The following is a 25,803-nucleotide window of genomic DNA, read 5'->3' on the forward strand; positions in this document are numbered from 1 at the left end:
CGGCCCTGGCACCCGCGCTCCTACAGCGCCGCGCGACTTATATGCAAAAGGTCGCTGTAGCTCCTTGAAAGGTCGACATGAAGGTAGTCATTTGTGGCGCGGGCCAGGTCGGATATGGCATCGCCGAGCGGCTGGCACAGGAAGACAACGACGTATCGGTGATCGATACGTCGGCAGCGTTGATTGCCAACATCACCGAAAGCCTTGATGTGCGTGGCTATGTCGGACACGGTGCGCATCCGGACGTGCTCGCCAGGGCTGGTGCCGACCAGGCCGACATGCTGATCGCCGTCACCCTTTCCGACGAGGTCAATATCGTCGCCTGCGAAGTGGCGCATGCAATCTTCAACGTGCCGACGAAGCTTGCGCGCATTCGGGCGCAAAGCTATCTCGCGCCAGAATATTCGAACCTCTTCTCCCGTGAGAACGTGCCGATCGACGTCACCATTTCGCCCGAGGTCGAGGTTGGGCGGCTGGTATTGCGGCGTATTTCCTTTCCTGGTGCAATTGACATCGTGCGTTTCGCCGAAGACCGCATTGCCATGGTCGCCTTCGAGTGCCTCGAAGATTGCCCGGTTGTCGGCACGCCGCTGCAGCAGTTGAGCGAACTGTTCCCCGATCTGCTCGCGACGGTGACCGGTATCTTCCGCAACGGTAAGGTCATGGTACCGCACTCTGATGACCAGTTGCAGGCAGGCGATATCGCCTATGTCGTTTGCGACCGAGACCATGCCCGCCGGACCTTGGCGCTCTTCGGCCATGAGGAGCAGGAAGCGCGGCGCATCATCATCTTCGGCGGCGGCAATGTCGGCTACTTCGTTGCCAAGACCATCGAGGAGCATCAGCCGCGGACCCGGGTGAAGCTGATCGAGAGCGATCGCGACCGGGCAGTGGTGATGGCGGATAAGCTGAGCAACACCGTTGTCCTCAACGGTTCCGCGATGGATCAGCGAATCCTGGCGCAGGCTGACGTTCAGGATGCCGATCTCGTGGTCGCGCTGACGAACAATGACCAGATCAACATCCTCGGCAGCATGATGGCGAAGCGGCTCGGCGCCAAGTCGACGCTCGTGCTGATCAACGAACCGTCCTATCAGGATTTTGCCGGCACGGCTGGCGTGGACGCCTATGTGAACCCGCGCGCCGTGACGATCTCCCGCGTGCTGCAGCACGTGCGCAAGGGACGCATCCGCTCCATCTACGCGGTGCAGAAGGGAATGGCCGAGGTGATCGAGGCCGAAGCGCTGGAAACGTCGCCGCTGGTTGGCAGGGCCTTGCGTGACCTCGAGCTTCCCGATGGCATCCGCATCGGCGCGCTCTACCGCGACAAGACGTTCATCCGCCCGGATGGCAATACAAAGATCAAGGCAAAGGACCGTGTGGTGCTCTTTGCCGCCGCCGATGCCGTGCGGCATGTCGAACAACTTTTCCGCGTCAGCATCCAGTATTTTTAAGGCCGAGATCCATGCCGAGAATTGCTTATGTCAACGGTGCCTACGTGCCGCATGCCGACGCCGCAGTCCATATCGAGGACCGCGGTTATCAGTTTGCAGACGGTGTCTACGAGGTCTGCGAGGTCCGTCATGGTTACATCGTCGATCTCAACCGGCATCTCGATCGTCTCGACCGTTCGCTTCGTGAATTGCGCATCGCCTGGCCGATGCGCCGTGCGGCGCTCGTGCATGTGATCCGGGAAGTGATCCGGCGCAACCGGGTTCGGAATGGTCTGTTCTATATGCAGGTCACGCGCGGCGTGGCGCGCCGCGACCATGTATTTCCGGCCACGGAGACCAAACCGACGATCGTGGTGACGGCGAAGCGCACCGATGCCGAAGCCATCGCCAAAAAGGCGACGCAGGGGATCTCGGCCATCACCGTGCCGGAAAACCGATGGGACCGGGTGGACATCAAGTCCGTCGGGCTTCTGCCCAACGTGCTTGCCCGCCAGAAGGCGAAGGAGGAGGGTGCGCAGGAGGCGATTTTCGTCGACGCCGATGGCACGGTGAAGGAGGGCGCCGCGACCAATGTCTGGATCGTCGATCGCGACGGAACGCTGCGCACACGCACGGCCGAGCACGGAATCCTGAAGGGAATCACCCGCACCACACTGATGGACGTGGCGGGCCCGCTTGGGCTCAAGGTCGAGGAGAGAGCATTCTCGATCGAGGAAATGCTCGCGGCGCGCGAGGTCTTCATCACCGCTGCTACCAGCATCTGCTTTCCGGTCGTTTCGGTGGACGGCAGGCCGATCGGCAATGGCCATCCGGGAAGCATAGCACAGAATATTCGTGAAGCCTTTTTCGGCGTTGCGGAAAAGACATTGATTTGATACCAAACTTAGAGAGGTGTCGGGGAAGGTACTTGTGGCGCCTCTGATTGCAGATATCGACAAAAATGCACCGGCGCGAAACGCCGGCAAATAAGAAAGAAGCGGCGCGATGGCGGAACGTTCTCAAAACTTGCAGGATCTCTTTCTCAACACGGTCCGCAAGCAAAAGATTTCATTGACAATTTTCCTTATCAACGGTGTCAAGCTCACCGGTGTCGTGACATCTTTTGATAATTTCTGCGTCCTGTTGCGTCGCGATGGCCACTCGCAACTGGTCTACAAGCACGCGATCTCGACCATCATGCCCGGCCAGCCGCTGCAGATGTTCGAGAATGAAGAAGCCGCATCCTGACGGGACGTTAGGCACATTACCAAGCGGGATTCAAAATCGTCGTCGATCATTCCGGAGCTCGAGAAGCTCCGCGACGACATGCGCGCGGTCGTCATCGTTCCGGTCTTGAAAAAGACCGGAAGACAGTCCGCAGAGATACTCTCGGCCACGACCACACGCTCGGATGAAAGCCGCCTCGACGAGGCGACCGGGCTGGCGCTGGCGATCGACCTCGATGTCGTGCATGGCGCCATCGTTCCGGTGGCGCAGCCGAAGCCTGGCACCCTGCTCGGCACCGGCAAGATCGAGGAGATCGGCCACATCCTCGTCGAACAGGATGCCGGTCTCGTTATCGTCGATCATCCCTTGACGCCGGTGCAGCAGCGCAATCTCGAGAAGGAATGGAACGCCAAGGTCATCGACCGAACGGGCCTCATCCTCGAGATTTTCGGGCGCCGCGCTTCCACCAAGGAAGGCACGCTGCAGGTCGATCTTGCGCATCTCAACTACCAGAAAGGCCGCTTGGTCCGAAGCTGGACCCACCTTGAGCGTCAGCGCGGTGGCGGCGGCTTCATGGGTGGCCCGGGTGAAACCCAGATCGAAGCGGACCGGCGCTTGCTGCAGGACCGCATCGTCAAGCTCGAGCGCGAACTGGAACAGGTCCGCCGGACCCGGCAGCTGCACCGTTCCAAGCGCAAGAAGGTGCCGCATCCGATCGTCGCCCTCGTCGGCTATACCAACGCCGGCAAGTCCACGCTTTTCAACCGCATGACCGGGGCGGGCGTACTCGCCGAGGACATGCTGTTTGCGACGCTCGATCCGACGCTTCGGCGTCTGAAGCTGCCGCATGGCCGCATGGTGATCCTCTCCGACACCGTCGGTTTCATTTCCGACCTGCCGACGCACCTCGTCGCTGCCTTCCGCGCGACGCTCGAAGAGGTGCTGGAGGCGGATCTGATCTTGCACGTGCGTGATCTCTCCGACCCGGACAACCAGGCGCAGGCAAGCGATGTGCTCCGCATTCTCGCCGATCTCGGCATCGACGAGAAGGAAGCGTCCGAACGGCTGATCGAGGTCTGGAACAAGATCGACCGGCTGGATGTCGAATCGCGCGAAGCGTTGCGCGGCAAGGCAGCGACCTCGGAAAATACGGTTGCCGTCTCGGCGATTACCGGTGAGGGCGTTGACGAGCTGCTCGCCGAAATCGGCCGACGCCTGTCGGGCGTTCTGACGGAATGCACCGTCGTTCTCGGCATCGACCAGTTGCAGCTTCTGCCCTGGATCTATCAGCACGCCATCGTCGACGGCCGCGAGGATCTGGAAGACGGGCGCGTGAGCCTCGATCTCCGGCTGACCGAAAACGAGGCGTCCGATCTGGAACGCCGTCTCGGAAACGGGCCGAAGCCCGTCGAAGAAGACTGGTAAGCCAAAGACTGGTTAGCCCAAACGTTTTGCTCGAGCCATCGGTTCGCTGGCTGCCTGCGAGGGACGCATCGGAAACATGCGTCCCGACGGTCTTAGCCGAGCTGCCGCTCGATCGCCTTGGCCGCCTGCCAAAGCTCTTCCATCCGCTCCAGCGTCGCGTTATCCAGCGTCTCGCCGCCGGCTTCTAGCTCGCGCTCGATATGGGCGAAGCGGCGGCGGAACTTGGTGTTGGTGCCGCGAAGGGCCATTTCGGGGTCAGTCCCGACGTGGCGGCCGATATTGACCACTGCGAAGATCAGGTCGCCCAGTTCGTCGCTGACCTTGGCGCGATCCTTTTCGCGCAGCGCCTGGCGCAGTTCGCCGATCTCCTCCTCGATCTTGTCGAGGATCGGTTCAGGTTCCGACCAGTCGAAGCCGACCTTTGCCGCGCGCTCCTGCAGTTTCAGGGCTTCGACAAGCGCCGGAAACGAGCGCTGGACCGAACCGAGGTGGCTCTTAGCGGCATCCGGGGCGAGGCCGTGCTTGGTGCGTCTCGCCTGCCGTTCTGCCTTCTCTGCCTGCTTGATCTGGTCCCATTGCAACTTGACCGCCTCGGGCGTATCGGCGTCGGAACGGGCAAAGACATGCGGATGCCGGCGGATCATCTTGCGCGTTACTGCCTCGACGACGTCGCCGAAGGCGAAGTCACCCGCTTCCTCCGCCATGCGGGCGTGGAACACCACCTGCAGAAGAAGATCGCCGAGTTCGTCGCAAAGGTCGTGCATGTCGCCGCGCTCGATGGCGTCGGCGACCTCATAGGCTTCCTCGATCGTATAGGGCTTGATCGTCTCGAAGGTCTGAACGATGTCCCAGGGGCAGCCGGTCTCGGGTTGGCGAAGCGCCGCCATGATGTCGAGCAGGCGTTGGATGTCGCGTGAAGGTTCCATGGATCTCAGTTCAGCGGAATGGCGTTCTGATCCTTGCCCGACTGGTAGCTATCGGAAAGGCTCTGGTAGCGGGCGCGGATGCGGGCATCCTGGGCGGCAAGCCGCGCACGGGTCTCAGTATCGGCGCCCTTCGCAAGGTCCGCGATCGAGGCCGAATGCCAGAAGGCGTTGTCCTTGGCGTAGCCACCCGGCTCCAGGCGGAAGACTTCCTTCAGGATCTTCAGATCATGCGGGATCGCGAAACTGTCGCGCGAATCTTCGTGGCTGAAGAAGTAATAGAAATTGTCGAAACCGGCCCAGGTGATGGCCGAAAGGCACATGGAGCAGGGCTCGTGTGTCGACAGGAAAATGAGATCGCGCGTATCGGGCTTCTCCGCCATCTCGTAGAAACGCTTCAGCGTGTGGACCTCACCATGCCAGAGCGGGTTTTCCGTCTCGTTATTGGTTTCCGCCAGCACCAGCGACAGGTCGGATTTGCGCAGGATCGCAGCGCCAAACACCTTGTTGCCTGCGGCCACACCCTTTTCGGTGAGCGGCAGGATATTCTGCTCGATGACGGTCAAAAGCCGTTCGGCGAGGTCCGATTGGGTCATGTCTTGCATCTCCGGCAGGTCAGTGACCGCATTTAACGGAGGTTGCCCCCGCGGCGCAATGGCCGCGGAAGGGTCGGCGGCTTAAGGGGACTGGAGATATTTGCTCAAAATGGTGCACCACCGAGCAAAACAATACGGGACCGGAAAGGCATTGAAATTTCTGTTCCTTCAATTGTCGTGTTCCATGCGGGATATTCGGCGCAGCCTGTAGAAGGAAACCTCTGCCAGACCATGACGCAGCAGCTCGCCGTATTCCCCGCATTCTTTCGCGTCGCGCAGAAGCGCGTGGCGGTGTTCGGCAATGGCGACGAGGCCTTTGCCAAGGTGCGGCTGTTGCTGAACACGGAAGCCTCGATCGTCGTCTACGCCGATGAGCCGGAAACAGAGTTCGCGCAGTACCTTCGTGATCGCGCGATCGAACGCGTGGCGGCCGCCTTCGCTCCCGAGCAGCTCGACGGCGCCATCCTCGTTTTTGCCGCGACCGGCAATGCCGCCGATGACCGGCGCATCGTTGTCGCCGCGCGTGAACGCAAGATCCCGGCCAATGCAGTCGACCAGCCCGACTTTTGCGACTTCTTCACGCCGGCGCTCGTCAATCGTGCCCCGGTCGCAGTCGCCATCGGCACCGAAGGGGCAGGGCCGGTGCTGGCCCAGATGATCCGCGCCCAGATCGATCAGCTCCTTTCGCCTTCCCTCGGTGTCGTTGCATCGCTCGCCGCGAGCTATCGCGAGGCTGTCGACCGCCTGGTGCCGCGTGGTGTGGCGCGCCGCCTCTTCTGGCGCCGGTTCTTCCAGGGTCCGGTCGCCGACAGGGTCGCCGGCGGCGATCTGGCGGCTGCCCGCCGCGAGGCGTCGCGTCTGCTCGATGCGCCCGAGAAGGCGGCTGGCCATGTCTGGCTCGTTGGTGCCGGTCCGGGCGCTGAAGACCTGCTGACGCTTCGCGCTCAGCGCGTGATGATGGAGGCCGATGCGATCGTCTATGACGCGCTGGTGCCGCAGGCGATCGTCGATATGGGCCGCCGCGACGCCGAGCGCCTGTCCGTCGGCAAGCGCAAGGGCTGCCACACGAAGTCTCAGGACGAGATCAACCAGTTGCTCGTGGCGCTCGCGGCCGAAGGCAAGCGAGTCGTTCGCCTGAAGTCCGGTGATCCCTTGGTCTACGGCCGCGCTGGCGAAGAAATGGCAGCACTGCGCGAAGCCGGTATCAGCTATGAGATCGTCCCGGGGATTACGTCGGCCTTTGCTGCCGCCGCTGATTTCGAATTGCCGCTGACGCTGCGCGGCGTTGCCTCTTCGCTGGTCTTCACCACCGGTCACGATCTGACCGGCGAAGTTCTGCCCGATTGGGCACGGCTTGCCGTTTCCGGTGCCACGATCGCGGTCTATATGGGCCGGACTGTCGCCGCGTCCGTCGCTGGCCGTCTGATGCAGGCGGGCCTTCCGGCGGAAACGACCGTCGCCGTCATCGAGAACGCCAGCCGCGCGGATCGTCGCTTGCTGCATGGCACGCTGAAGGATCTTCCGGATCTCGAAAACCGGAGCGAGCTTTCAGGTCCGGTCATGGTCATCATTGGCGAGGCCGTTGCCGGCGCCAACTTCGGGCGGTCCGAACCGCTCGTCGTCGGCAAATCACGCGGTGCCAAGAAGACCGCTGAAGTCGCCTCCGGGCGCAACGAACAGATTTTGAGCTGAGGAAGAGACGATGGTGAGCAAGGTTTTGACGGCAAATCGGCTTTCGGACGGCATTTCCGTCTGGCTGGATGCCGCCGGCAACTGGGCCGAATCGCTTCAGGATGCCTTTGTTGCCCGCCATGCCGAGGCCGTGACGGCACTCGAAGCCACGGGCAAGCAGGCGTTCGAGGATAACAAGGTCGTCGACGTCAATGTCGTCGACGTCGAAGAGATCAACGGCACGCTTCGGCCGCTGCGCATGCGTGAACGCATCCGCGCCGAAGGCCCGTCCATCCCCTATGCTGCCGGCTACAACGGTCTGGCCGGCCCGAAACACGCTGCCTGAGGAACCGATACCCGATGTACCGTTACGATGAATTCGACCACGCTTTCGTTTCCTCCCGCGTCGAACAGTTCCGCGATCAGGTCGGGCGCCGCCTGAGCGGCGAGCTCGCCGAAGATGCCTTCAAGCCGCTGCGCCTGATGAACGGCGTCTATTTGCAGCTGCATGCCTATATGCTGCGCGTCGCCATTCCCTATGGCACGTTGTCGAGCCGTCAGATGCGCATGCTCGCCCATATCGCGCGCAAATATGACCGCGGCTATGGCCACTTCACCACCCGCCAGAACATCCAGTACAACTGGCCGCGCCTTTCCGATACACCGGATATCCTGCAGGAACTGGCGACGGTCGAGATGCACGCGCTCCAGACTTCGGGCAACTGCATTCGCAATGTCACGGCCGATCACTTCGCCGGGGCGGCGGCCGATGAGGTCGCTGATCCAAGGCCTTATGCCGAGATCCTGAGACAATGGTCGAGCGTTCACCCGGAGTTCTCGTTCCTCCCGCGCAAGTTCAAGATCGCCGTCACCGGCGCCGAGCGTGACCGCGCCGCGATCCAGGTCCACGATATCGGCCTGCACCTTAAGAAGGACGAGAACGGCCGCATCGGCTTTGCCGTCTATGTCGGCGGTGGCCAGGGCCGCACCCCGATGATCGCCAAGAAGATCCGCGACTTCCTGCCGGAAGAGGACCTGCTGTCCTACACGACGGCGATCATGCGCGTGTACAACCTCCACGGCCGCCGCGACAACAAGTACAAGGCCCGCATCAAGATCCTCGTGCACGAGACCGGCGCCGAAGAACTGGCAGGCCAGGTCGAGGTCGAATTTGCTGCGCTCAAGGACACGGAACTGAAGCTGCCTGAGACGGACATCCAGGCGATCGCCACCTATTTCATGCCGCCGGCGCTCGGCAACCGCGCCGAAGGCTGGGAGAGCCTCGCACGCTGGAAGAAGACCGATGCGGACTTTGCCCGCTGGGTGCAGCAGAACGTGCAGCCGCACAAGCATCCGGATTACGGCATGGTGACGATCTCGCTGAAGCCGATCGGCGGCATTCCGGGTGACGCCACCGACGCGCAGATGGATGCCGTTGCTGATATCGCCGAGGAATATGCCTTCGACGAAATTCGCGTCAGCCACGAGCAGAACCTCATCCTGCCGCATGTGGCGCTGGCCGATCTCGAGCCGGTTTACCGTGCGCTCGTTGCCGCCGGCCTTGCGACCGCCAATGCCGGCCTGATCACGGATATCATTGCCTGTCCGGGGCTGGATTACTGCGCGCTTGCCAATGCACGCTCCATTCCGGTGGCCCAGGAGATTTCGAACCGCTTCGGCTCGCCCGAGCGCCAGGCCGAGATCGGTGAGCTGAAGATCAAGATCTCCGGCTGCATCAACGCTTGCGGTCATCACCATGTCGGCCATATCGGCCTGCTTGGTGTCGAGAAGAAGGGTGCGGAACTCTATCAGATCACGCTCGGCGGCTCCGGCGACGAGAACACCTCGATCGGCGAGATCATCGGCCGCGGCTTCGAGCCGGAGAAGGTGACCGATGCCGTCGAGACGATCGTCGACACCTATCTGGGACTTCGCCGCGACAAGGACGAGACCTTCCTCGAAGCCTATCGCCGCGTCGGCCCGCAACCCTTCAAGGACGCGCTCTATGGCAGTGCGCAGGAAGCTGCCTGAGGCGCAAGGAACGGATATGACGAAAATTTGGAAGGAAACCGGCTTCGTAGGCGACGATCCCTGGATCATCGAGACGGAGGAAACGAAGGCGGGCTCGAACGAGAAGGCGATTATTGGCCTCGATGCGTTCCTCGCCAAGGTCGAAACGAGCGACGAAACCGGCCTCGGCGTGATCATCGCGCCGGCGGATGACGTGACGAAGCTGGCGCCCCATCTCGATCGCGTCGCTCTCGTGGCGGTGGCGTTCCCGGCCTTCAACGACGGTCGCGCCTTCAGCCACGCGTCGCTGTTGCGCTCGCGGCTCGGCTTTGGCGGCGAGGTGAGGGCGATCGGTGACGTGCTGATCGACCAGATCCCGCTTATGCTGCGCTGCGGTGTCGATAGCTTCGCAGTCAGCAATGCGACGGCTCTCAAGCGCCTTTCGGAAGGGCGCCTGCCTGGAATCGCCGTTCACTACCAGCCGACGGCAAAGCCCTCGACCGACGCAAAATCCTATAGCTGGCGGCGTGTTTCATGAAGCAATGCCTAGAAAAATGTGATGCGGTTTCCGTCTGGCTTGGCGCAAGAGTTGGGTCGGATTGGCCGCGACAGTGTGAAGCACGCTGAAAATCCCGCGAAAGCGACTATATTTGGAAGGGAATTCCTTCCCATCGCGCATGGCTTGGAATATCCGGTCATTGTTGATAAACAGGGTCATCATTACAGGACTTTAGCCAGATGAATGCTCCGGCAAAAACGGAAGATTTCGCGATCCAGGCACCGGCAGGCGTTTACGTCGAGACGGTGACGAGCGTTGAGCATTATACGGATCGGCTCTTCCGCTTCCGCATGACCCGCCCTGCGGAATTCCGTTTCCGCTCGGGTGAATTCGCGATGATCGGCCTGATGGTTGGCGACAAGCCGATCTATCGCGCCTATTCGATCGCCAGCCCCGCCTGGGACGAAGAGCTCGAGTTCTTCTCGATCAAGGTGCCGGATGGCCCGCTGACCTCGCATCTCCAGGCGATCAAGCCCGGCGACAAGGTGCTGATGCGCAAGAAGCCGACTGGCACGCTGGTGCTTGATGCGCTGGTTCCCGGCCGCCGTCTCTACATGTTCTCGACCGGAACCGGCATTGCACCCTTCGCGAGCCTGATCCGCGATCCGGAGACCTATGAAAAGTTCGAGGAAGTGATCCTCACCCATACCTGCCGCGACGTCGCCGAACTGAAGTACGGCTTTGATCTCGTCGAGGAAATCCGCAATCACGAGTTCCTGAACGAGATCGTCGGCGACAAGCTGCGCCACTATGCGACGGTGACCCGCGAGGACTATCCGTTCAAGGGCCGTGTCACCGACCTGATGGTCAACGGCAAGTTCTTCTCCGATCTCGGCCTGCCGCCGCTCGATCCGGCTGTCGACCGCGGCATGATCTGCGGTTCGACGGCGATGCTGAAGGACACCAAGGAAATCCTCGAGGCAGCCGGGCTGACCGAGGGCGCCAACAACAAGCCGGCCGAATTCGTGATCGAGCGGGCCTTCGTCGGCTGATCCCGGTTCCAGGCAATCTTCGATTTAACGAAAGGCGTCCCCAGGGCGCCTTTCGTTGTTTGTGGTGGGCATTCGTCGCTAAGGGCGGAGCCATTCGCCGGAGGTTTCGATGGTCTCGCATGTGGGGCATACGGAGCACGATGTCGATATTCTGGTGACCGAGCACCGGCAGCCGACCTGTGCGGCCTCGCGCCGCGCGAGCGCGGCCGCGACCCGTGGTGGCCAGACGCCTCATATCCTAATGGCGTGATGCGTGGCTTGACGGTATGAGAGTGAAGAAATCATTGTCAAAGCAAATGGTTGCGGTGATTTCCTCGCACTTGTGCGACCGGTCCTCAGGCGTCTGATAGATAGTTCATCAATTCCGTCATCGCCGCAGACGCAGTTGGAGCGTCACCCCTTTCGATCGCATCGATCACGGTGATGTGGCGGCGAACCGATCCAGCCATCTTTTCCGGAGAGGACGACGCAAACCAAATGCGGCGCGCATGGGTCTGCAAAGGTGCCAGCGCCGCAGTCAGGAAGCGGTTGGGACAGGCCTCCTCCATCAGTTCGTCAAAGACCTTGTCGGCGACGAGGAAACCCTCCAAGTCGCCTGCGTCGAGACAGGCGGCCATCTCCACGCCGCAGGCTTTCATCGCGCGCCGGTCATCGGCGCTCGCGTGTGTCGCGACCAGAGCTGCCGCAAGCGGCTCCAACTTCTGCCGGGCCTGCATGACATGGACCTGGTCGTCGGGACGGATCGTGGTGATCTGCAGGCCGACACGCGGTCGCACATCCATCAGGCCCTGCCAGGCGAGCTTCTGGATCGCCTCGCGAACCGGCGTTCGGCCAAGCCCCGCGAGCTCGATCAACCGTTTCTCGGTGACCAGGGCGCCGGGCTCGAGCTTGAGTGTCACGATGAGCCGCTCGAGCGCAAGATAGGCTAGGTGCGCTTGGGATTGCAGTGACATGCCGTTCCTTTGCTTCTGATATATCAGGAGCTTGCACAATTTCTCACAAGGAGGCAAGCAAGGCGATCGTCGCAACCCGGTATCGCCTTTCAAGCTGATGCGAACCTTGAGAAAGGTAAATGAGCAAGCGCTCAAAAATCACGAATTTCAAAGGCATGAATAAAGGAAGCTCATCAGCCGTTTCCAGCGGGAATGATGTTGACGAATGGTAAGGGGCTTGTCAGTCTTCTCCTTGGCAACAACCATCTGACGTCGGCGTTGAGGGGCGCAGGATGCAAGTGGGCGCGTTTCTGGTCTGGTCGCTGATGGTGATTGCGGGGCTGTTGGCCGTGCCCGCGGTCAGCCACACCAACGCATTGACGACATTCTCCCTGATGGCCTCGTCTGCCGCTTTCGTCGGCATGGCGATCGCTCAATTCATGGCCGCGCGCCCGCCGTTCGTCGAAGCCTTGTTCGGCGGTCTCGACCGCGTTTATCACTTCCACCGCAGGATCGGCATCTCCGTGCTGATCCTGATCCTCGTCCATTATTTTCTAAAGCCCGATTTCAAGGGGCTGGCACTGACGAGCGGCCTGAACCACCTAGCCGCTTCGGCCGGGAAGTATGCCTTCTATGGGTTCGTCGTCCTGCTGGTCCTCAGCATCGTCAAGGTCATCCCGAGGATAAAGATAGAGATTCCCTACCACCTCTGGCGATACACGCACCGCCTGATCGGTCTGCTCTTCGTTCTCGTCGCTTTCCACCAGATGTTCATCAAACGTCCTTACGACGGCACTGCGATGCTCGCGGTCTACCTGAACGTTTTTGCCGCGCTCGGCATTCTGAGCTACGCCTATACCCAGCTTCTGCCCTGGCTCAGAACGCGCGGCTACGAGGTTTTTGACGTGGCCAGGGAGAACGGCGCGACCGTGATCGCAGCGCGGCCACTCGGGCGTCGCCTCCGCGCGAGGCCGGGGCAATTCGGGTTTCTGCGCGTGATGAAGCCGGGCCTTCGGGAGCCGCACCCGTTTACGATCGCCGGCATTGAGGCTAACGGCATCGTCCGCTTCGCGATCAAGCCGCTCGGGGACTATACGCAAGCGCTCCGTGACAATATCGCGGCCGGTGATCGGCTGAAGCTCGAAGGCGGCTACGGCCGCTTCAATCATCGTCGTGGCGGCAAGAAGCAGATCTGGCTTGCCGGCGGCATCGGCGTTACGCCGTTCCTGGCGATGGCGCGGCACCTCAAGGGCGACGAAGGGCAGCAGATCCACATGGTCTATTGCGTTCGCGACCGACGCGAGGCGATCGGCCTGGAAACCTTCGAGGCGCAGGCGCGGACGCTCGGAAACTTCAGTTTCGTCCTGCATGATTCCTCTGCGGATGGACGCCTGGACGCGGCCAAGCTGGCAACCGGAAGCGTGATCGATCCGTCGGAGGCCGACCTGTGGTTTTGCGGTCCGCCGCCGCTGAGAGAAGCAATCGTCAAGGGCTTGAACGAACTCGGCAAGAAGCCAAGGCGAATCGAGTTCGAGCGGTTTCAGTTTCGATAAGCAGCAGATTTCACGAGTGACTTTTTGAATGAGGAGAGGGTTTCATGCGCGGTCTGCGGAGAAGGCTGGGGAGCGTCTCGCGAAGAGCCGGCCCCGGCTCGGGGGCATTGGCATTGTCGGCGGCGGCATTGCTTGCCATCTCGTTTTGCCCCGCCCTTGCAGAAGCACGCGATGCCTTCGCCGATGACGCGTTTTCGACCTACAAGGCGAATGTGGAAAACGGCCAGTACATGTTCAACGCAGCAGGCTGCGGCGCCTGTCACGGATCCGGCGACAATACGGAACTGCTTTCCGGCGGCATGGAGATGAACACTGCGATCGGCACCTTCTATGCGCCGAACATTTCTCCGCACGCCAACGGTATCGGCGGGTGGACAAACGCACAGTTCCTGAACGCGGTGCTGGTCGGCCTCGATCGGGAGGGAAACAACCTCTACCCGGTCATGCCCTACACGTCCTATGGCGGGATGAAGCCGGAGGATGCGCTCGACATCAAGGCCTATATCGAGACGCTGCCGCAGTCGGACGCCACCTCCAAGGAACACGAGATCGCCTTCCCCTTCAGTCGCCAGACGACGATCACGCTCTGGAAGCGCAGCCACTTCACGGTGCCGGGCTATCAACCGCGGGAAGAGACGCAAGCCGAGCGCGGTCGTTACCTCGTCGAGAATGTCGGCGCTTGCGGCGATTGCCATACGCCGCGCACCACCACCTATGGCTTCGATCTCGAACGTGCCTACCAGGGTGAAAAGGACCTGACGGGGGCGGTTGCGCCAGACATCAGCAAGGCGAAGGTGGCGGGCCTTGCTTCGCCCGAGGTCTTCACCAAGGGTCTCATCGACGAAGGAAAGAAACTCTCAGGTGCGCCAGTCAGCGATCCCGTCATGCGGCGCATCGCCAAGGGGCTGAAAGTTTTGACGGAGGACGACCGGCGGGCGATCTACGCCTTTCTTTCCGACCGCGAAGTGAAGGCGCCGGCGCCGGTGGCGCAGTCTGTGACCGCCGTCTGCAAGGAAAGCACGGCAGCGGAAGCGCTCGGCGGCGACCATGCGGTGCTGGCACAGCAGGCGGATGCCTTCATCGGCAAGTATTGCCGCAATTGTCACGGACCGGGCGAAAGTTCGCAGGGGAGCTACCCCGCCGGCGATCTCGCTTCGATCGCCGCCGATGCCAATTTCGTGGTACCGGGCGACGCATCGAAGTCGCGTCTCTATTCCACGGTCGTCAGCGGCCGCATGCCGCTCGGCAAACGGCCCTCGGCTGAAGAGATCAAGGTGCTGGAGGACTGGATCAACGCGCTGAGCGAGAAAAGCCTACCGCAAACCGCAGCGACCAAGCCCGAACGCTCGCGCCCGATGTTGACCTACGGGCAGTTCGTCGAGGCGGCGCTGAAGGACATAGGGACTGTCAGCGAGCGCGATCGTCCGTTCATGCGCTATTTCTCTTATCGCGACCAATACAACGGCATGATGGGCTGCGAGGACGACCAGACCTTCATGAAGCGCATGGACGTGCTCGCGGGCGGCTTCAAGAAACTGCTCAATTCGCTCTCCTATGGGCCGAAACTGGTCCTGCCGACGGAGGTCGACGGCACCAACGGGCTGCTGGTGCGCGTCGATCTGCGCGAGCTGCAATGGGAGGCCGCGGACTATGACTTCCTGATCAAACGTTATTTCTACGGCATCGATCCGCAGAGCGATCCGTCGCTGGCGGCACTTTCCAGAGAAACGGCCACGCAACTGCCGATCATGCGGATCGACTGGTTCATGAGCAATGGCGCCCGGCCGGAGATCTACAATCGGCTGATGAGGCTGCCGACCCAGATTGGTGAGCTCGAGGCGCGCTTCAAGATCGACGTCGCCGGCAACATCCGCCGGCGCGACGTCCTGCGTGCCGGCTTCGCCGACGGCTCTTCCGGCGTATCCGACCATAACCGCATGCTGGAGCGGCACGACATGCCCTTCGGCGGCTATTACTGGAAATCCTATGATTTCGGCGGCGACGTCGGCAAGCAGGTGCTGAAGCGGTTCCCGCATGGGCCGACGGAACTCGCTCCGCTCGATGCGGGTCTGGTGCCCTTCGAGCATGATGGGGGCGAGATGATCTTCTCGCTCCCGAACGGCTTGCAGGGGTACTACTTATCGACCGCGGCGGGCAAACAGCTTGATGTCGGACCGACGACGATCGTGTCGTTCCGCAAGCGGCCGATCGGCAAGAGCGTCGAGATCGTCAATGCGCGTTCCTGCGTCGATTGCCATGCCGACGGTATTCTGTCGAAGCGCGATCAGTTGCGTGAGCATATCGAGACATCGACGCTTTTCAGCAAGGATCAGCAGGACGTGCTGCTCGCCATGTATGTGAAGCAGGAGGAACTGGACGAGGCCTATCGCAAGGATCGCGAGCGCTTCGTCGCCGCCCTCAAGGCGCTTGGAGTGACCGAGCCGACGCCCGATGGCGGTCTCCAGAGCAGGCATGCGCCGGGCGACGCAGAGATCATCACCTACTTCGCGGACAAATACGAAGACGAACTCGACTTTGACGGCTTGGCGGCAGAATTCGACATGACGCCGAAGCAATTCTCCAATGCCATCAAGCGCGTGACGAACACCGATGTCCTGCGCCTGGGGCTCGACTGGGTGACGACCCTGGAAGCCGGCGGAACGATCCCGCGCAACGAGGTCGAACAGCAATATGCCTTGCTGCTGGAACCATTGCTCCAGCGCCGTCCCCTGGACACGGCGGCAATCGTCGTTGCCGGTGCCGATCAGTCGTCGGACGCGAAGCCACAATCGATCGCGGTCGCGGTGCCCGATTATCGCAAGGAGAAAGCGGAAGCTGGCGACAGGCTGGCGCTCGCACTGAACGTGAAGTCGACGACGGCGAAGGTCGGCGATCAGCTTTCTTTCGAGCTCAGCGCCAATCAGGCCTGCGAGTTGCAGATCCTTTATGTCGAGGAGAACGGCAATGTCGAGGTCATCCCGGATGTGATGATTGGCAACACGACGCTGCAGCCGGGCGAACGGCGCCTGATCCCGCAGCCGGGGACAGGCACGCTGACCTTCGACACGCCGGCACCATCCGAGTCGATGTTGGCTTTCTGTCGCGTCGGTGGGCTTGGCGATCAGAGACTCACTGTGGAGAAGGCGCGCGACTACGTGGCGAAGTCGCGGTTGCCGCCGACGAGGGGGCTGGCGATCAATCTGGCCAAGCAGGCCCAGGGCGATGGCGGGGCCAGCAGCGTTCAGATGGTGACGTTCGAGATCAGGGAGTGACGCGCGAATTATGGCAAAGGTGATGAAATCCCTCATTCTCGTGTCGGCGTTGGCGCTGCCTTTTGCCTGGCCCGCGACGGCCTGCGATGGCCTTCGCCAGGCGTCCGAAGCGCTGAACCGGAGCGACGAGGCGGCTGCGCGCGCAGCGGTCGATCCCGAGCGTTTCGCCGGATGTTCGGCGACCGAGATCGCGCTGACGCGTCGGGTCGCGGCGTTGGCGACTTTCAATCGGGTCGCGGCCGCTGTGGGGCAGGGCGCCAAGCTCGAAAGCTTCGAAGGCGACCTGACGACTGCGAGCAGGGACGCCGGTGGCCCCTGGCAGATTCTCGATGCTCTCGGCGACATCAACCGGGAGCGCCGGGATTATGAGGCGGCGGCGACCTATTATCAGCAGGCGCTGGAAGATGCGGCGAACGAAGAGCTGACCCCCGATTGGATGGCGCCGGACAAGGACTATATCCTGCGGCTGGACAGGCTGGCCTCGGAGATGCGACTTGCGGCAACCAAGCCCGTCAAGCTCGCGGCGCGCGGCGCCTGCAAGTTCTCCTACCGCGGCATATCGATCAGGAAAAAGGCCACGCCGGTGCGCTACGTCTTTGGCACCGCCGAGTTCACGCCCGAGGGATTGCAGTCGGCAAAGGATCTTTTCGAATGCCTGAAGTCGGCAAAACCGCCGACAATCACGCTGATTGGTCATACCGATCCGGTTGGCACGACAGAGGCGAACAAGGCGCTGTCGATCGCACGCGCCGAGGCATTGGCGAAGTACCTCGTCGGTGCCGGCTACCCAGGCACCTGGACAGTCGTCGGCAGGGGCGAGGAAGAGCCGTTCAAACCGGACGATCCGAACGCCTATGACGAGGCGATGCTGCACCAGCTCGACCGGCGGGTGGAAGTGGATGTGGGGAACTAGCGGTGCTGCACAGGATCCTGCTTTCGACGGCGCTCGTCGTCCTGTCCGTAGCTCCCGTCTTCGCTGCCACTTCGGCGCTTGTCGTTGGGGTAGATGCCTATCCGCATGAAGTGAGCCTCGACGGCGCGGTCAAGGACGCACGCGATGTCGCGCAGGCGCTAAAAGCGGCCAATGTCGGCACGATACGGCAGTTCATCAACGAGCAGGCGACGAAGGACGCCATCCGCTCCGCCTGGAGCGAATTGGTTGCCGGCGCAGCCCGCGGCGATACGATCGTCTTCACCTATGCCGGGCACGGCGCGCAGGTGCCGGAATTGGTCGCGGGCAGCGAGGACGACGGCCTGGACGAGTTCCTGGAACTGCCAGGCTTTGACAGAAGCCGTGCGGAGGAAACGGGCAAGGAGATCATCGTCGACAACGAACTGAACGCCTGGTTCGCGGAAGCCGAGGCCAAGGCCATTCAGGTTCTGTTCGTTTCGGACAGCTGCTTTTCCGGCGGCATGAACCGTTCCATATCCGGCAAGACGCGGCTTGCGCCGATCGTGCGCGCGAAGGTACCTCCACCATCCGAGGAGGCGCTCGAGGGCGCCAAGGAGGCGGAACTGTCCAGCGTGACGATCCTGGCCGCATCGCTGGAAAGCCAGCCGACTCCGGAAGTGGTGATTGGCGGAGAGCCGCGCGGGGCCCTGAGCTGGAGCTTCGCCCGGGCCCTCGAAGGCGCTGCCGACCGTGACGGCGATGGCCGGATCTCGCGCATCGAACTCGAGGACTACGTCTTCTCCAACGTCAAGCTTCAGTCGGAAGCCCTGCAGGTGCCGAACTTTACGCCGCAGTTGCCGCGCTCCGACAAGGAGATTGTTCTGTCGCTGCCGCGCAGTGCAACGATTGGTGCGACTGCGACCGGCGAAGCCAGGACGCGGCTGAAATCACCGCGTGAGATGGGGTGGACGGGGAAACTGGCACTGAGCGTTGCCGGTGCGGCGCCGCCGCTAAACAATCTGGGCGGCAATGGCGTGCCCTACCGCTGGGATGCGGCGACCGGCGTGTTTTATACGCCGAACGGCGATGTCGCCGGCGAGCATATCGCGCCGGAAATGCTCCAGGGCGCCGTCGACAAGTTCATCCTGGTCGACTTCCTGAAAACCTTGGCGGCGCAGAGCCCTGGCAGCGTTTCGCTTGCGCCGCTCAAGGACATCTATGCGGCAGGGGACCGTCTCAATTTTAAGGCGGCGCAGGGCGACTACGCCAACATGCTGGTTTTCAATCTGGCGAATACCGGTGAAGCGCAGCTTCTCGATGCGCAGATTGCGGGCAGCGGCAGCCATCCGTTTCAGCTTCAGGGCCTGGAAGTGGTGAAACCCTTCGGCGCCGATCATCTGGTCGTCATTTCGACCAACACGCCGATCGACGCCATTGCGGCCGCCTTCACCAACTCCAAGCTCGACGCCGCGGCGCTGCTGCGCCTTCTTGAGACACGATTGGAAGGCAGCGACAGCACGGTCGCCATCCAGCCGCTTTACACGAGGGAGCGGGGCCAATGAGCACGCATGGCAGGTCTTGGTGTGCCGTGCTTGCTGTGGTGACATGTCTCGCCTTGCATCCTGCTCCGGCCGCAGCCGGCGACCGAGCCTTGCTCGTCGGTGTGGGAAGTTACGCGAACGCCGAGCTTCTCGAGTTCGTAAGGGCGCAATCGACCGCTGATTGCGCTTCGCATGACAAATGCGGCAATCTCGACCCGCAGTTGGAAAGCAAGGCGCAGGCTCTTGGTGAGAGCGCAGTCGCGCCCGAAAAGCTGGACGCAAACGGCAACGGGCAGGGGGCTTATCTGCAAGCCGGCACTCCGAACCTAGCCCACCCCATCCATCAAGATGCCAATGCCGTCAACGCGGTCAGCGACATCATCGGCAAGACAGAGACCGGAGATGTCAGGATTGCCATAGACTGACCGACACCATGAGGGCCGGCGACGTTTTCAAGCTGACGGTGACCAGCCGCACCAGCGGCGACCTGCTGCTCTTCGACGTGAACAGCCAGGGCAAGGCGAGGCAGATCTTTCCGAACGAGTTCGCGCGGAAGATCACGCCGCTTGCGCCAGACGTGCCGCTGACATTGCCGGACGAATATTACGGCTTTGATTTCGAGGCGTCGGGCGAGGGCGAAAATGTCCTCGTCGCTTTCGTGATCAGCGATGCCATCGATTTGAGCGGTGTTGCACCGAAATCCCGTGGGCTGAAGGTCGAGCTGAATGCCCGGGATGCGCCTGGCGACATCGTTGCGCGATTGCAGAATACCTGGACCGACGATCTCGACAGACGCGGCATCCGTTGGTCCGTCGGCACGTTGCGCTATCGAGTGGAATAGGACGACCATCCGATCGCTGAAATGAAAACGCCCGCCTCATCGAGGCGGGCGTTTCTCTCAGACGGTTCTCCGTCCGGAATTGGTTTAGTGCAGGATTTGGCTGAGGAAGAGCTTGGTGCGCTCATGCTGCGGATTGTCGAAGAACTCGGCCGGCGAGTTCTGCTCGACGATCTGGCCCTGGTCCATGAAGATCACGCGGTTGGCGACCTGGCGGGCGAAGCCCATTTCGTGGGTGACGCACAGCATGGTCATGCCTTCTTCGGCAAGGCCGACCATGGTGTCGAGCACTTCCTTGATCATTTCCGGGTCGAGTGCCGAGGTCGGCTCGTCGAAAAGCATGATCTTCGGGTTCATGCAAAGCGAACGGGCGATCGCCACGCGCTGCTGCTGGCCGCCCGAAAGCTGGCCCGGATATTTATGCGCCTGTTCAGGGATCTTGACGCGCTTCAGGAAGTGCATCGCGATTTCCTCTGCCTGCTTCTTCGGCATCTTGCGCACCCAGATCGGCGCAAGCGTGCAGTTTTCCAGGATCGTCAGGTGCGGGAAGAGATTAAAATGCTGGAAGACCATGCCGACTTCGCGGCGCACTTCGTCGATCTTCTTCAGGTCGTTGGTCAGCTCGATGCCATCGACGACGATCTTGCCCTTCTGGTGTTCTTCCAGGCGATTGATGCAGCGGATCATCGTCGACTTGCCGGAGCCCGACGGGCCAGCAATGACGATGCGCTCGCCCTTCATGACCTTCAGGTTGATGTCGCGAAGGACGTGGAAGTCCCCGTACCATTTGTTCATTCCGGTGATTTCGACTGCAACATCCGTCGCAGAAACGGTCATTTTGGAAGCAGTGGCGGTGTTTGCCATGCGATCCTCCCCTCTTTTATCGTTTATGGGCCGTGTCGAGCACGCGTTCCATGAAGCCTGAATAGCGCGACATACCGAAGCAGAAAAGCCAGAATATGAAGCCAGCGAAAATTAGCCCTGAGATCGGCGTGACCGACGAGGCCCAGTTCGCGTCGGTGAAGTTGAAGCGAACGATGCCGAGCAGGTCGAACATGCCGATGATCGAGACCAGCGACGTGTCCTTGAAAAGGCCGATGAACGTGTTGACGATGCCGGGGATCACCAGCTTCAGCGCCTGCGGCAGCACGATGAGGTTCATCTTCTGCCAGTAGCTGAGGCCTAGCGAATCCGCCCCTTCGTATTGACCCTTCGGAATGGCCTGGAGGCCGCCGCGCACCACTTCAGCCATATAGGCCGATGCGAAGAGCGACACACCGATCAGTGCCCGCAGGAACTTGTCGAAGGTAACGCCCTGCGGCAGGAACAAGGGCAGCATGACGCTCGCCATGAACAGCACGGTGATCAGCGGAATGCCGCGTACCAGTTCGATGAAGGCGGTGCAGAGCATCTTGATGACCGGCATGTGCGAGCGCCTGCCAAGCGCAAGAAGGATGCCGAGCGGCAGCGACACCGCGATGCCGACGAAAGAGAGTATGAGCGTGACCATCAGGCCGCCCCAAAGCGGCGTCTCGACGAAGGTCAGCCCAAACCAGCCGCCGGGAAGCAGGATCAAGGAGACGATCGGTAGTACCGCGAACAGCAGGATGGCGTTGATGCTCTTGTAGGGCACCTTCGGGATCAGCATCGGCACGAGCAAAAGCACGAACAGGATGCCGACGAGGGTGGGCCGCCAGCGCTCCTCGAGCGGGTAGCGTCCATAGACGAACTGGTCGAGCTTCGCATTGACGAAGGCCCAGCAGGCGCCGCTCCAGCCCTCAGGCTGGGCGCCGCCCTGGGCGACCGTGGCACACACGCCGCGACCACCGCCGGTCCAGGCGGCGTCAAGGAAGAGCCACTGGATTGCCGGCGGCACGAGCCAAGCGAGCACCAGCAAGCTTATGATGGTAAGCACGGTGTCCTTGGGCGTGGCGAAGAGATTCTTGCGCAGCCAGCGGACGAGCCCGCCTTCTGCGATCGGTGGTGACGATGCCTCGATCATCGAGGCGCGCACGAAAGTAGCCTGGTGTGTGGTCATGGTCTTATCTCTCCACCAAGGCCATGCGGGCGTTGAACCAGTTCATGAACAGGGACGTCGCCAAGCTGAGTGACAGGTAGACGACGATCCAGATCGTGACGACCTCGATCGCCTGACCCGTCTGATTGAGGATCGTGCCGCCAACGGCCACAAGATCCGCATAGCCGATCGCGACGGCGAGCGACGAGTTCTTGGTCAGGTTCAGGTACTGGCTGGTGAGCGGAGGAATAATGATCCGCAGCGCTTGCGGGACCACGACGAGGCGCGTCGTGAGGCGCGGTCGGATGCCGAGCGCATGGGCGGCCTCTGTCTGTCCCTTGGACACGCCGCGAATGCCGGCGCGTACGATCTCGGCGATGAAGGCGGCGGTATAGAACGAGAGCGCCAGGAACAGCGACAGGAATTCGGGTCCGATTACCGAACCGCCGGTAAGATTGAATTTTCCGGCCACCGGAACGTCAAAGGTGATCGGCGAGCCGGTGGCGAAGAACGTCAGTAGCGGCAAGCCGATGACAAGGCCAAGAACCGTCCAGAGAATCGGGAAGCGCTGCCCGGTGGCGTCTTGTTTCTTGTGCGCAAAGCGTGCCACCGCGATGCTTGCGACGATTGCAATGACCAACGCAAAGAGCGTGTATTGCCAGCCGTCGCCGAGGATCGGTTTGGGGAAGGCGAGGCCGCGGTTGTTGAGGAACATGTTGAGCGGCAGCGCCGCCGATTCGCGCGGTTGCGGCAAGATGGCCAGAACGCCGCTGTACCAGAAGAAGATGACGAGCAGCGGCGGGATGTTCCGGAACACCTCGACATAGGTGAGCGACAGCTTGGCGATCAGCCAGTTGTGCGAAAGCCTTCCGATGCCGACCGCAAAGCCGATAATGGTTGCGGTGAAAATCCCGCAAATCGCTACGAGCAGCGTATTGAGCAGGCCAACGAGCAGCGCACGCTGATAGGTGGAATCGCTGGTAAAGGCGATCAGCGATTGCCCGACGTCGAAGCCCGCGCGTCCGTTCAGGAAGCCGTAGCCGGAAGCGATGTTCGCCCGTTTCAGATTCTCGATCGTATTGTCGGCCACCCAATAGACGAAGGCCGCGAGAACGACGAGGGTGATAACCTGATAAAATATCCCGCGGACCTGCGGGTCATTGATGATAGACCCCGACGGTTTGCTTTTCTCAGGCGTAGTTGTGACGCCAATCGCCATGCAATGCCTCTTTCCCCTTTTCACCCTTATGGGTGTTCTTATCGTTGGAAGGGAAGCGGGAGGCCCGCTTCCCCTGTTGTATCAGATCGCCTTAGCGGACCGGCGGGGCATACTGGATGCCGCCCTTGTTCCACAGCGCATTGAGGCCGCGCTCGATCTTCAGCGGGCTGCCGGCGCCAATGTTGCGGTCAAAGACTTCACCGTAGTTGCCGACCGCCTTGATGACGTTCACGGCCCATTCGTTGGTCAGGCCGAGGTCGGTGCCGATCTTCGAGTCGGCCTCGACGCCGAGGAAGCGCTGGACATCCGGGTTGGTCGACTTCTTCATTTCTTCGACGTTCGCCTGGGTGATACCGAACTCTTCGGCCTGGATCAGGGCGTAGTGAACCCAGCTGACAATGTCGTACCACTGGTCGTCACCCTGGCGCACGGCCGGGCCGAGCGGTTCCTTCGAGATGATTTCCGGCAGGATCATGTGATCATCCGGCTTGGAAAGCGTCAGGCGCAGCGAATAGAGGCCGGACTGGTCCGTCGTGTAGACGTCGCAACGGCCGGCGTCATAGGCGGCGTTGACCTCTTCGAGCTTTTCGAAGACGACCGGGTTGTACTGCAGGTTATTGGATTTGAAATAGTCGGCAAGGTTGAGTTCGGTGGTGGTGCCGGTCTGCACGCAGACGGCCGCGCCCGAAAGCTCGAGGGCCGACTTGACGTTCAGGCTTTTGCGAACCATGAAGCCCTGGCCGTCATAGTAGTTGACAGGGCGGAAGTTGAAGCCGAGCGCGGTGTCGCGGTTGATCGTCCACGTGGTGTTGCGGGCAAGAACGTCGACCTCACCGGACTGCAGTGCCGGGAAGCGTTCCTTGGCCGAAGTGGGCGTGTACTTTACCTTGCTGCCATCCGCGAAGATCGCGGCGGCGATTGCCTTGCAGTAGTCAACGTCGAAACCGCTCCAGTTGCCCGAAGCATCCGGTGCCGCGAAGCCGGCAAGGCCGGTGTTCACGCCGCACTGGACAAAGCCCTTGGCCTTCACGTCGTCAAGGGTAGCGCCCGAAGCCGCCTGTGTGCCAATCCCCATGACAGCAGCGCCAACGAGAGCTGTCAGAATTCTTCTTGCCATTTTTAGAACCTTTTTCTGTTGTCGTTAGTTCCCGTCTGCACCGGCGCCTCTTCCGGCGCGTGCAGTCTCCGCCACCCTCCTGGCGCGAGCACAGGCTATCTCATGCTCAAATTCCATGAGGGTCAAGAGAGGCTGCCGATTTTCTGATTTTGCATGTGAAAAACTCGAAACAAGCCAGAAAGTTAGGCAGTTTTTGGAGGAAGCGAGCGGGCGCTGGGCGAAAAATCGCCAAATGCCCGCCAATAACTGCCAAAACGACACTCCATGATTTTTGCCACTTGACCGCAGTTGTAGCTCATTCGAAGAGTTTCTCATTCGAAATCAGAAGCGGAACATGCAATGGCAGACAGCGGCAATGTGAATGGCAAGAGGGGCATCAACACCCGTCTCGCTCATAGCGGCAACAATCCCTCCGACTATTTCGGCTTCGTCAATCCGCCGGTGGTGCACGCATCCACCGTGCTGTTTCCCAATGCGAAGACGATGGAAACGCGCGCACAGAGATACACCTACGGGACGCGCGGAACGCCGACTACGGATGCGCTTTGCGACGCGATCAACGAGCTCGAAGGTTCCGCCGGGACGATCCTGGTGCCCTCGGGTCTGGCTGCGGTGACGGTGCCGTTCCTCGCTTACCTTTCGGCGGGCGACCACGCACTGGTCGTCGATTCGGTCTATTTCCCGACGCGCCACTTCTGCGACACGATGCTGACGCGTCTCGGCGTCACCGTCGAGTATTACGATCCGATGATTGGTGCGGGTATCGAATCGCTGATCCGCCCGAACACGCGACTGGTACACACCGAAGCGCCGGGCTCGAACACGTTCGAGATGCAGGACATCCGCGCGATTGCCACCGCCGCCCATCGCCACGGCTGCGTCGTCACCATGGACAACACCTGGGCGACGCCGGTCTATTTCAAGCCGCTTGATCATGGTGTCGACGTATCGATCCATGCGGCCACCAAATATCCTTCAGGGCACTCGGACGTGCTTTTCGGCACCGTGTCGGCAAACGCTGCGCATTGGCCGGCATTGACGGAGGCGATGGTCACCCTTGGCGTCTGTGTCTCGCCGGACGATAGCTATCAGATCCTGCGCGGCCTCAGAACCATGGGCATCCGTCTCGAACGCCATCAGGAAAGTGCGCTGACGCTGGCGAAATGGCTCGAAACGCGGGACGAAGTCGCGCGCGTACTGCATCCGGCGCTGCCGAGCTTCCCGGGCCACGAACTCTGGAAGCGTGATTTTAGCGGCGCGAGCGGCATCTTCTCCTTTGTCCTCAAGGCGGAAAGCCCTGATCGGTTCAAGGCCAAGGCGCACGCTTTCCTCGACGCGCTGAAGCTCTTCGGGTTGGGGTACTCCTGGGGCGGGTTCGAAAGTCTCGCCGTTCACGTTGGCCTGGGAGATCGCAAGGTCGCGTTGGCGCCGACGGAAGGGCCGGTCATCCGCCTGCAGATCGGCCTCGAGGATGTGCCGGATATCCGCCGCGACATCGAGGCGGGATTGGCGGCGGCGAACGCCGTCTGACGAAAAAGAGGCGCCGCGACCACTGGCGGCGCCTTGCCGGCATCGATTATCGAAGG

At 61.5% G+C, this 25,803-nt stretch carries 23 protein-coding genes and 1 pseudogene; 17 read left to right on the top strand and 7 right to left on the bottom strand.

Translation table 11 applies throughout. From position 1 onward, the window contains the following. Positions 1-77: 77 nt before the first annotated feature. The 4 genes from trkA to hflX all read left to right on the top strand — a co-directional run bounded on the left by trkA (position 78) and on the right by hflX (position 4,085). Positions 78-1,454, top strand: coding sequence for a Trk system potassium transporter TrkA (gene trkA, locus BHMPCIPO_RS08570; protein ID WP_173516351.1), 1,377 nt, complete (start codon positions 78-80; stop codon positions 1,452-1,454). An 11-nt stretch (positions 1,455-1,465) separates the two neighbouring features. Continuing rightward, a complete protein-coding gene (locus BHMPCIPO_RS08575) occupies positions 1,466-2,329 on the top strand; it encodes a D-amino-acid transaminase (protein WP_173516352.1) in 864 nt (287 codons plus the stop codon). 109 nt (positions 2,330-2,438) lie between these two features. After that, positions 2,439-2,681, top strand: a complete 243-nt coding sequence (hfq, locus tag BHMPCIPO_RS08580) for an RNA chaperone Hfq (protein ID WP_003535434.1) — start codon at positions 2,439-2,441, stop codon at positions 2,679-2,681. A 78-nt stretch (positions 2,682-2,759) separates the two neighbouring features. Next, positions 2,760-4,085 (top strand): GTPase HflX, encoded by a 1,326-nt coding sequence (gene hflX, locus BHMPCIPO_RS08585; protein ID WP_210266428.1) that lies wholly within the window; start codon positions 2,760-2,762, stop codon positions 4,083-4,085. Positions 4,086-4,177: 92 nt separating this feature from the next. On the opposite strand, the gene mazG is transcribed toward hflX, so the two are convergent. Next, positions 4,178-5,011, bottom strand: a complete 834-nt coding sequence (gene mazG, locus BHMPCIPO_RS08590; protein ID WP_173516353.1) for a nucleoside triphosphate pyrophosphohydrolase — start codon at positions 5,009-5,011, stop codon at positions 4,178-4,180. Positions 5,012-5,016: 5 nt separating this feature from the next. Then, positions 5,017-5,604 carry a deaminase gene (locus tag BHMPCIPO_RS08595; protein WP_173516354.1) on the bottom strand — a complete coding sequence of 196 codons (588 nt, stop codon included), beginning with the start codon at positions 5,602-5,604 and terminating at the stop codon, positions 5,017-5,019. 231 nt (positions 5,605-5,835) lie between these two features. Here BHMPCIPO_RS08595 and cysG point away from each other — a divergent pair, with 231 nt between their 5' ends. The 6 genes and pseudogenes from cysG to BHMPCIPO_RS08625 form a co-directional block, all read left to right on the top strand. Further along, complete coding sequence (gene cysG / locus BHMPCIPO_RS08600; protein ID WP_173516355.1) at positions 5,836-7,296, top strand: siroheme synthase CysG; 1,461 nt, start codon at positions 5,836-5,838, stop codon at positions 7,294-7,296. Between the two features lie 10 nt (positions 7,297-7,306). After that, a complete protein-coding gene (locus tag BHMPCIPO_RS08605) occupies positions 7,307-7,621 on the top strand; it encodes a DUF2849 domain-containing protein (RefSeq protein WP_173516356.1) in 315 nt (104 codons plus the stop codon). A gap of 14 nt (positions 7,622-7,635) precedes the next feature. Continuing rightward, positions 7,636-9,306, top strand: coding sequence for a nitrite/sulfite reductase (locus BHMPCIPO_RS08610; protein WP_173516357.1), 1,671 nt, complete (start codon positions 7,636-7,638; stop codon positions 9,304-9,306). Between the two features lie 16 nt (positions 9,307-9,322). Then, positions 9,323-9,823, top strand: a complete 501-nt coding sequence (locus BHMPCIPO_RS08615; RefSeq protein WP_173516358.1) for a DUF934 domain-containing protein — start codon at positions 9,323-9,325, stop codon at positions 9,821-9,823. A 200-nt stretch (positions 9,824-10,023) separates the two neighbouring features. Next, a complete protein-coding gene (locus tag BHMPCIPO_RS08620) occupies positions 10,024-10,836 on the top strand; it encodes a ferredoxin--NADP reductase (RefSeq protein WP_173516359.1) in 813 nt (270 codons plus the stop codon). Positions 10,837-10,930: 94 nt separating this feature from the next. Continuing rightward, positions 10,931-11,040: pseudogene (locus BHMPCIPO_RS08625) on the top strand (acetyl-CoA hydrolase/transferase C-terminal domain-containing protein); the annotation flags it as partial. A 131-nt stretch (positions 11,041-11,171) separates the two neighbouring features. Here BHMPCIPO_RS08625 and BHMPCIPO_RS08630 read toward each other — a convergent pair. Next, complete coding sequence (locus tag BHMPCIPO_RS08630) at positions 11,172-11,789, bottom strand: GntR family transcriptional regulator (RefSeq protein ID WP_173516361.1); 618 nt, start codon at positions 11,787-11,789, stop codon at positions 11,172-11,174. A 272-nt stretch (positions 11,790-12,061) separates the two neighbouring features. On the opposite strand from BHMPCIPO_RS08630, the gene BHMPCIPO_RS08635 reads away from it, so the two are divergent. The 6 genes from BHMPCIPO_RS08635 to BHMPCIPO_RS08660 are packed head-to-tail and all read left to right on the top strand — an operon-like array spanning position 12,062 to position 19,867. After that, the gene (locus BHMPCIPO_RS08635) at positions 12,062-13,321 is read left to right on the top strand and encodes a ferredoxin reductase family protein (RefSeq protein WP_173516362.1); all 1,260 of its coding nucleotides are present in this window, start codon (positions 12,062-12,064) and stop codon (positions 13,319-13,321) included. A 44-nt stretch (positions 13,322-13,365) separates the two neighbouring features. Continuing rightward, positions 13,366-16,593, top strand: coding sequence for a c-type cytochrome (locus BHMPCIPO_RS08640; protein WP_173516363.1), 3,228 nt, complete (start codon positions 13,366-13,368; stop codon positions 16,591-16,593). A gap of 22 nt (positions 16,594-16,615) precedes the next feature. After that, on the top strand, positions 16,616-17,506 hold the full coding sequence (locus BHMPCIPO_RS08645; protein WP_173516364.1) for an OmpA family protein: 891 nt from the start codon (positions 16,616-16,618) through the stop codon (positions 17,504-17,506). A 2-nt stretch (positions 17,507-17,508) separates the two neighbouring features. Continuing rightward, a complete protein-coding gene (locus tag BHMPCIPO_RS08650; protein WP_173516365.1) occupies positions 17,509-19,047 on the top strand; it encodes a caspase family protein in 1,539 nt (512 codons plus the stop codon). After that, complete coding sequence (locus BHMPCIPO_RS08655) at positions 19,044-19,451, top strand: hypothetical protein (protein WP_173516366.1); 408 nt, start codon at positions 19,044-19,046, stop codon at positions 19,449-19,451. Before BHMPCIPO_RS08650 ends, BHMPCIPO_RS08655 begins: the two co-directional genes overlap by 4 nt. Positions 19,452-19,459: 8 nt before the next feature. Further along, positions 19,460-19,867, top strand: coding sequence for a DUF4384 domain-containing protein (locus BHMPCIPO_RS08660; RefSeq protein ID WP_173516367.1), 408 nt, complete (start codon positions 19,460-19,462; stop codon positions 19,865-19,867). An 84-nt stretch (positions 19,868-19,951) separates the two neighbouring features. Here BHMPCIPO_RS08660 and BHMPCIPO_RS08665 read toward each other — a convergent pair whose 3' ends face one another. The 4 genes from BHMPCIPO_RS08665 to BHMPCIPO_RS08680 all read right to left on the bottom strand — a co-directional run bounded on the left by BHMPCIPO_RS08665 (position 19,952) and on the right by BHMPCIPO_RS08680 (position 24,217). Next, the gene (locus BHMPCIPO_RS08665; protein WP_173516368.1) at positions 19,952-20,728 is read right to left on the bottom strand and encodes an amino acid ABC transporter ATP-binding protein; all 777 of its coding nucleotides are present in this window, start codon (positions 20,726-20,728) and stop codon (positions 19,952-19,954) included. Between the two features lie 16 nt (positions 20,729-20,744). Further along, positions 20,745-21,902, bottom strand: a complete 1,158-nt coding sequence (locus BHMPCIPO_RS08670) for an amino acid ABC transporter permease (RefSeq protein ID WP_173516369.1) — start codon at positions 21,900-21,902, stop codon at positions 20,745-20,747. Between the two features lie 4 nt (positions 21,903-21,906). Continuing rightward, positions 21,907-23,100 (bottom strand): amino acid ABC transporter permease, encoded by a 1,194-nt coding sequence (locus tag BHMPCIPO_RS08675; protein ID WP_173516370.1) that lies wholly within the window; start codon positions 23,098-23,100, stop codon positions 21,907-21,909. A 91-nt stretch (positions 23,101-23,191) separates the two neighbouring features. Further along, positions 23,192-24,217 (bottom strand): amino acid ABC transporter substrate-binding protein, encoded by a 1,026-nt coding sequence (locus BHMPCIPO_RS08680; RefSeq protein ID WP_173516371.1) that lies wholly within the window; start codon positions 24,215-24,217, stop codon positions 23,192-23,194. A 339-nt stretch (positions 24,218-24,556) separates the two neighbouring features. Here BHMPCIPO_RS08680 and BHMPCIPO_RS08685 point away from each other — a divergent pair, with 339 nt between their 5' ends. Further along, positions 24,557-25,747, top strand: coding sequence for a cystathionine beta-lyase (locus BHMPCIPO_RS08685; RefSeq protein ID WP_173516372.1), 1,191 nt, complete (start codon positions 24,557-24,559; stop codon positions 25,745-25,747). Positions 25,748-25,803 lie beyond the last annotated feature (56 nt).

It is taken from the genome of Ensifer sesbaniae (assembly GCF_013283665.1).
GTDB classification, from domain to species: Bacteria; Pseudomonadota; Alphaproteobacteria; order Rhizobiales; family Rhizobiaceae; genus Ensifer; species Ensifer sesbaniae.

What these genes read in the sequence shown, in the direction of transcription:
- hflX (WP_210266428.1), top strand. Translation starts at nt 2,760, where the DNA reads ATGCGCGCGGTCGTCATCGTTCCGGTCTTGAAAAAGACCGGAAGACAG.
- BHMPCIPO_RS08595 (WP_173516354.1), bottom strand. Translation starts at nt 5,604, where the DNA reads ATGACCCAATCGGACCTCGCCGAACGGCTTTTGACCGTCATCGAGCAG.
- BHMPCIPO_RS08605 (WP_173516356.1), top strand. Translation starts at nt 7,307, where the DNA reads ATGGTGAGCAAGGTTTTGACGGCAAATCGGCTTTCGGACGGCATTTCC.
- BHMPCIPO_RS08660 (WP_173516367.1), top strand. Translation starts at nt 19,460, where the DNA reads ATGAGGGCCGGCGACGTTTTCAAGCTGACGGTGACCAGCCGCACCAGC.
- BHMPCIPO_RS08610 (WP_173516357.1), top strand. Translation starts at nt 7,636, where the DNA reads ATGTACCGTTACGATGAATTCGACCACGCTTTCGTTTCCTCCCGCGTC.
- BHMPCIPO_RS08685 (WP_173516372.1), top strand. Translation starts at nt 24,557, where the DNA reads ATGGCAGACAGCGGCAATGTGAATGGCAAGAGGGGCATCAACACCCGT.
- BHMPCIPO_RS08620 (WP_173516359.1), top strand. Translation starts at nt 10,024, where the DNA reads ATGAATGCTCCGGCAAAAACGGAAGATTTCGCGATCCAGGCACCGGCA.
- BHMPCIPO_RS08655 (WP_173516366.1), top strand. Translation starts at nt 19,044, where the DNA reads ATGAGCACGCATGGCAGGTCTTGGTGTGCCGTGCTTGCTGTGGTGACA.
- BHMPCIPO_RS08630 (WP_173516361.1), bottom strand. Translation starts at nt 11,789, where the DNA reads ATGTCACTGCAATCCCAAGCGCACCTAGCCTATCTTGCGCTCGAGCGG.
- hfq (WP_003535434.1), top strand. Translation starts at nt 2,439, where the DNA reads ATGGCGGAACGTTCTCAAAACTTGCAGGATCTCTTTCTCAACACGGTC.
- BHMPCIPO_RS08670 (WP_173516369.1), bottom strand. Translation starts at nt 21,902, where the DNA reads ATGACCACACACCAGGCTACTTTCGTGCGCGCCTCGATGATCGAGGCA.
- cysG (WP_173516355.1), top strand. Translation starts at nt 5,836, where the DNA reads ATGACGCAGCAGCTCGCCGTATTCCCCGCATTCTTTCGCGTCGCGCAG.
- mazG (WP_173516353.1), bottom strand. Translation starts at nt 5,011, where the DNA reads ATGGAACCTTCACGCGACATCCAACGCCTGCTCGACATCATGGCGGCG.
- trkA (WP_173516351.1), top strand. Translation starts at nt 78, where the DNA reads ATGAAGGTAGTCATTTGTGGCGCGGGCCAGGTCGGATATGGCATCGCC.
- BHMPCIPO_RS08615 (WP_173516358.1), top strand. Translation starts at nt 9,323, where the DNA reads ATGACGAAAATTTGGAAGGAAACCGGCTTCGTAGGCGACGATCCCTGG.
- BHMPCIPO_RS08635 (WP_173516362.1), top strand. Translation starts at nt 12,062, where the DNA reads ATGCAAGTGGGCGCGTTTCTGGTCTGGTCGCTGATGGTGATTGCGGGG.
- BHMPCIPO_RS08665 (WP_173516368.1), bottom strand. Translation starts at nt 20,728, where the DNA reads ATGGCAAACACCGCCACTGCTTCCAAAATGACCGTTTCTGCGACGGAT.
- BHMPCIPO_RS08575 (WP_173516352.1), top strand. Translation starts at nt 1,466, where the DNA reads ATGCCGAGAATTGCTTATGTCAACGGTGCCTACGTGCCGCATGCCGAC.
- BHMPCIPO_RS08640 (WP_173516363.1), top strand. Translation starts at nt 13,366, where the DNA reads ATGCGCGGTCTGCGGAGAAGGCTGGGGAGCGTCTCGCGAAGAGCCGGC.
- BHMPCIPO_RS08645 (WP_173516364.1), top strand. Translation starts at nt 16,616, where the DNA reads ATGAAATCCCTCATTCTCGTGTCGGCGTTGGCGCTGCCTTTTGCCTGG.
- BHMPCIPO_RS08675 (WP_173516370.1), bottom strand. Translation starts at nt 23,100, where the DNA reads ATGGCGATTGGCGTCACAACTACGCCTGAGAAAAGCAAACCGTCGGGG.
- BHMPCIPO_RS08680 (WP_173516371.1), bottom strand. Translation starts at nt 24,217, where the DNA reads ATGGCAAGAAGAATTCTGACAGCTCTCGTTGGCGCTGCTGTCATGGGG.